The sequence below is a fragment of the Nocardiopsis lucentensis DSM 44048 genome (assembly GCF_000341125.1).
In the GTDB taxonomy this organism is placed as follows: Bacteria; Actinomycetota; Actinomycetes; order Streptosporangiales; family Streptosporangiaceae; genus Nocardiopsis; species Nocardiopsis lucentensis.
Window position 1 is genome coordinate 1,647 of the sequence record NZ_ANBC01000317.1, and the last position, 4,678, is coordinate 6,324.

4 protein-coding genes are annotated in these 4,678 nt (G+C 73.6%); all 4 read right to left on the reverse strand.

All coding sequences use genetic code 11. The features are described 5' to 3' along the window. Positions 1–470 precede the first annotated feature (470 nt). Positions 471–2,123: an FAD-dependent oxidoreductase gene (locus tag D471_RS0111240; RefSeq protein ID WP_017598709.1), complete on the reverse strand. Its 1,653-nt coding sequence runs from the start codon at positions 2,121–2,123 to the stop codon at positions 471–473. Further along, the gene (locus tag D471_RS0111245; protein WP_017598710.1) at positions 2,120–2,689 is read right to left on the reverse strand and encodes a DUF5987 family protein; all 570 of its coding nucleotides are present in this window, start codon (positions 2,687–2,689) and stop codon (positions 2,120–2,122) included. The genes D471_RS0111240 and D471_RS0111245 overlap by 4 nt, the downstream gene beginning before the upstream one ends. A gap of 50 nt (positions 2,690–2,739) precedes the next feature. Continuing rightward, positions 2,740–4,086: a cytochrome P450 gene (locus D471_RS0111250; RefSeq protein ID WP_017598711.1), complete on the reverse strand. Its 1,347-nt coding sequence runs from the start codon at positions 4,084–4,086 to the stop codon at positions 2,740–2,742. Next, a partial coding sequence (locus D471_RS33915; protein ID WP_017598712.1) for a DUF1702 family protein occupies positions 4,083–4,678 on the reverse strand: 596 nt, incomplete at its 5' end. The genes D471_RS0111250 and D471_RS33915, both read right to left, overlap by 4 nt.

Below are 4,678 nucleotides of genomic sequence, written 5' to 3' on the forward strand. Positions count from 1 at the left end.
GCCCGACCGCGCCCAGTTCGGCGCGCTCGGCGGGCGGGGCCGACCCGGGCGGTCTCGGGGACGGCCCGGCTGGTTCCGTGTCCCCTCCGAGCGAACCGAGGGTGGCGCCGTGCACCTCCACGCAGTAGGGGCAGGCGTTGCGGCGCGACACGTCGGTGGCGAGGGCCTCCCGTTCGGCACGCTCGGTGCGCCCCGGGACGAGGAGGGACTCACGCAGCGCCGTCCAGGTCGCCGCGGCGCACTCGGGCGCGGGCGAGAGCATGGCCACGGGCGGGGCGAGCACCCCGAAGTCGCGTTCCACCCGCCCGTAGAGGTCGGCGACCTCACCGCACGCGCGGCCCGGCGGATCCGGACGGATGTGGCGCACCTCGTTCAGCGACCGGCGCACGGCCGCCCTCAGGATCGTACGGAGCACGGTCCTTCCTCCCCTCTCGGATCGTCGGCGGTCGGGTGTGCACGGCGGACGCGCCCTAAGCGGACGGACGACCGGCCAGGTGAAGGACGTCCCCGCTCCCCGACGTGGCGCCGTCGGGGGCGGGAGCGCCGTAGGTGACGTCGACCCCGCGTGCTCGGACGGCCTCGACGATGCCCGGAACGGAGCGCTCGGCGAGGGCCGCGATGGTCATCGCGGGGTTGACGGTGAGGGCTCCCGGCACGGAGGAGCCGTCGGTGACGAAGATCCCGGGGTGGCCCCGCAGTTCGTGGCGGTCGTCCAGGGCCGAGGTGTGCGGGTCGTCGCCGATGCGGCACGAGGCGAGCGGGTGCACGGTGTAGGCCCCCACCAGGTCGTTGGTCCACGGCGCGACGCTGGCGATCCCGTCCTTCTCCAGGATCTCCTTGACCTCGGCGTCCGAGGCGTCCCAGCCGCGCTGGGTGTTGAGGGTGGGCCGGTAGGTGAGCGGGCCGCGGCCCAGCATCTGCTGGGACAGGCGCACGGCGTTGCCCGTGGGGGGCGGTGTGCCGAAGACACCCTCGTTGTCGTCCTCGCTCATGGTGAAGACGATCAGCCACGACTTCCAGCGGCGCAGCATCTCCTTCTTGTCCGCGCCGAACCACGACGGCGTCGGGGCTCCGGGGACCTGGGCGAGGATGGTGCCCAGGGCCGGGGGGAAGTAGAGCTGTTCGAGCGAGTACCGGGAGTACTCCGGCAGCGACGCGTCCAGCCGGTCCCAGTTGGCCACGCACGGGCCCTTGCCGATCTGGAACGCCTCGTAGGCGCGTTCGTCGTCGCGGGCCAGGCCCAGGACGTCGCGGACCCGGTCCTCGTTGACGACGGCGGTGTTGAGGCGTTCCCCGTTGCCGGAGAAGTACCGTCCCACCGCGTGCGGCATGGCGCCCAGGCGCTCCTCGGAGCGTTTGAGGATGACGGGGGTGGCCCCGGCTCCGGCCGCGAGGACCACGATCTTGGCGTCGATGGCGCCCGAGCCGTCGACGATCCTGTAGTCGCTGTCGTCGATGACGTTGTAGTGCACCCGGTACCCGCCGTCGTCGAGGCGGTCGATCCGCTGTACCTCGTGCAGGGGCCGGATCCGCGCCCCGTGGGCGAGGGCGGCGGGCAGGTAGTTGAACATCAGGGACTTCTTGGCCTCGAACCGGCAGCCCGCCATCATCCAGTTGCAGTTGACGCAGGCGTCCTTGTCGATGGCGACGGGCACCGGGTTGGCCGTGCGACCGGAGTGGTCGCAGGCCGCGCCCCAGAGTCCGCCCGCGTAGCTGACGTCGGACCAGTCCTGGGTCCGCACGCCCAGCGCCTCGGCGACCCGGTCGTACCAGGGGTCGAGGGCGTCGCGGGTGATCGAGGCGGGCCACATGCGGCGCCCGACGGAGCCCCGGCGTTCGAAGACGAACCGCGGTGCCCGGGGCAGCGCGGCGAAGTACACCATGCTCCCCCCGCCCACGCAGTTGCCGCCGAGCACGCTCATCCCGTCCCCGACGGTGAAGTCGAAGGCGCGTGTGTAGGAGGAGCCGAGGAGGAAGTCGTGCTGGAGTTCCTCGGTCGCCAGCCAGGGGCCGCGTTCGAGGACGGTGACCCGCGCTCCCCCCGCCGCGAGGTGGTAGGCGGTGATGGCGCCGCCGAAGCCGCTGCCGACGACGAGGACGTCGGTCTTCTCCGTGGTGGTCATGCGGGGCTCCCCGAGGGCGTGGTGTCCGGGTGGAGGCGGGCCAGGGGCCTGCCGTAGGAGTACTCCTTGAACCGCAGCAGTCCGTCCGCGTCCGGAGCGGCGAAACCCATGGCCGTCAGTCCGGGGTGCCCGGCCGCGATGGCGTCGGGGGTGCTGGTGTGGGCGGCGCTGTCGTAGGCCATGTTGCAAAAGAGGGCGAGCATCACCCAGAACTCCTTCTCCGGGTGGCCGGGCGAGGTGAGCGCGCGGACGAGGGCGGTGCGGTGCTCGAAGGGGAGCCGGACGAAGGGGGGCTGGCCGTCGCCGCCCGGGTCCAGTCCGTGCTCGCGCGCGTGGCGCTCGGCGTGCTCGTTGAGGAGGTCGACGAGGTCGGCCAGCCCGGCGGTCAGCCCCGTGGCCGGGGTCCGCAGCAGCTCCAGCGCACCCGCCTCGACCGCTCCGGCGTCGTGCGAGCGCCCCGCGACGGTCACGTCGTCCGGACCGCGTCTCGCGCCGGGCAGGATGGTGTCGGCGAACGCCTCCAGCGTCCGTGTCTCGACGCTGTCCGCGTCGGGGGTGCCCGTCATGGTCATCTCCTGTCGTCGTGGGTGGGCCGGGCGCGCCGTGGGCCGGCGTCCTAGAGCGTGTGGACGTTCATCGGCAGGCCGCCGCGCACACGCAGCGAGAGCATGGCCTCGGGGACCACCCGGCGGCCCCGTGGAAGGGTGAGTCGCAGGTCGCGCGCGATGACCGCGAGCACGAAGACGGCCTCCAGCATCCCGAGGTTGCTGCCCACGCAGACTCTCGGTCCGGCCCCGAAGGGGATGTAGGAGTAGCGGTGACGCTCGTCGCGGCGGCCGGGGGCGAACCGTTCGGGGTCGAAGCGGTCGGGGTCCGGCCACGCGTCGGGGCGCCGGTGCAGGGTGTAGGGGCAGATCAGGACGTCGGACCCGGCGGGAACGTGGTATCCGCCCACCTCGTCGTCGTCCAGCGCCACGCGCGGCAGGACCCACACCGCGGGGTACAGCCGCATGGTCTCCTGGACCACCATCGAGGTGTAGGTCAGCTTGGGCAGGTCCTCGTGGGTCGGCGCCCGGTCGCCGAGTACGCTCCTGGCCTCGTCCCTGAGCCGTTCGGCGGTCCCCGGGTTGCGGTCCACGAGGTAGAGCGCCCAGCTCAGCGTGCTGGCCGTGGTCTCGTGACCGGCCAGGAGGAGGGTGACCAGCTCGTCGCGCACCCGCTGGGAACGCACCCGCGGGTCCGGCTCCACGGAGGCGTCGGCCAACACCCGCGAGAGCGCGTCGTCGGCGTCGTCCGCGGCGGTGCGTCCCTCGACGAGCCGGTCGACGATCCGCGCGAGTTCCGCCCGGGCCCCGCGGAACCTGGTCTGCGTGCGCGTCGGCAGCCACACCGGCAGCGCGTTCATCGTGATCATGTCGAGCATGGCCTGGTCCTGGACCGCCGCGAACGCCGAGCCGATGGTGTCGAAGGCGTGCAGGTCGGTGTCCAGGAGGGTTCGGCCCAGGACGCCCAGGGTCAGGGCGGTCGTCTCCTCCACCATGTCCACGGGCCCGCGCCCGGCCCTGGCCCGCAACCGGTCCGCCAGCGCGACGGCCTCCTTGGCCACGGCGTCGGCCCGGCCGGAGATCCTGCGCTGCTGGAACACCGGACGGATGGTCCTGCGCTGGGCGCGCCACCGCTCGCCCTCGCTGGTCAGCAGCCCGTCGCCGAGGGCCCGTCTGGCGTGGCTCTGCCCGATGCCCTTGCGGTAGTTGTCCCAGTTCTCGGCCAACACGTGTTTGGCGTGGTCGGGGTGGTTGAACAGGTAGAGGGTCTTGGGACCGGCCGCCATGCGCACGGCGTCCCCGTGTCGTTCGACCGCGGTGGACATCATGGCCAGCCGGTCGGTGAGCAGGTCCCGCAGCATGCCGGGCGCCGCCCGGAGCGGGGTGCGCGGGGGGTGGCGCCGGTCCGTCCCGGTCACGAGTACGCACCCCCGCCCTCGCGGAGCGCGAACTCGTCGGCCAGCCGGGCGCGCCACACCTCGTACCACGGACGGCCGGGGTCCTCGGCCCCCGACGGTTCGGGGCGCAGGTCGCGGGAGGCGCGGGCCGCCGTCTCGGCGTCCGTGCCGCACAGCACCCCGGTGGCGGTCTCCGTGTGGGGGACGAGGAGCCCCGCGCGGATCCTGGCCTCGGCGGCGAAGGCGCTCCCCTGGGCGAGGTGCCGCCCGTGGCGCCCCGCGTGGTCGCGGAGCCGGTGCAGCTCGTCGGTGTCGGCACCGCCCGCGTAGGTGGCGGCCAGCCCCACCCCGGAGTAGAGGTCGGCACGGCGTCCCTCGGGGAAGGACTCGACCAGGGCCGCGACCCGGTCGGGGTCCGTGCCCCCGACGAACCACAGTGCCCGACCCACCCCCTGGTCAGCGGCCCGGAGGGCGTAGGGGCCGTCCCCGGTGTATCGCGCCGCGCGCCCGTCCCGCACGCGGCGGTGGACGTGTGTGCCGGTGTGGAAGTAGGCCTGGTGGAAGCCGTAGCCGTCGTGGACCAGCCACCGGAGCAGGGGGGCGAGGTGTCCGG

Excerpts from the sequence above, each read along its gene's own strand:
- D471_RS0111245 (WP_017598710.1), bottom strand. The coding sequence starts at position 2,689 with ATGACGGGCACCCCCGACGCGGACAGCGTCGAGACACGGACGCTGGAG.
- D471_RS0111240 (WP_017598709.1), bottom strand. The coding sequence starts at position 2,123 with ATGACCACCACGGAGAAGACCGACGTCCTCGTCGTCGGCAGCGGCTTC.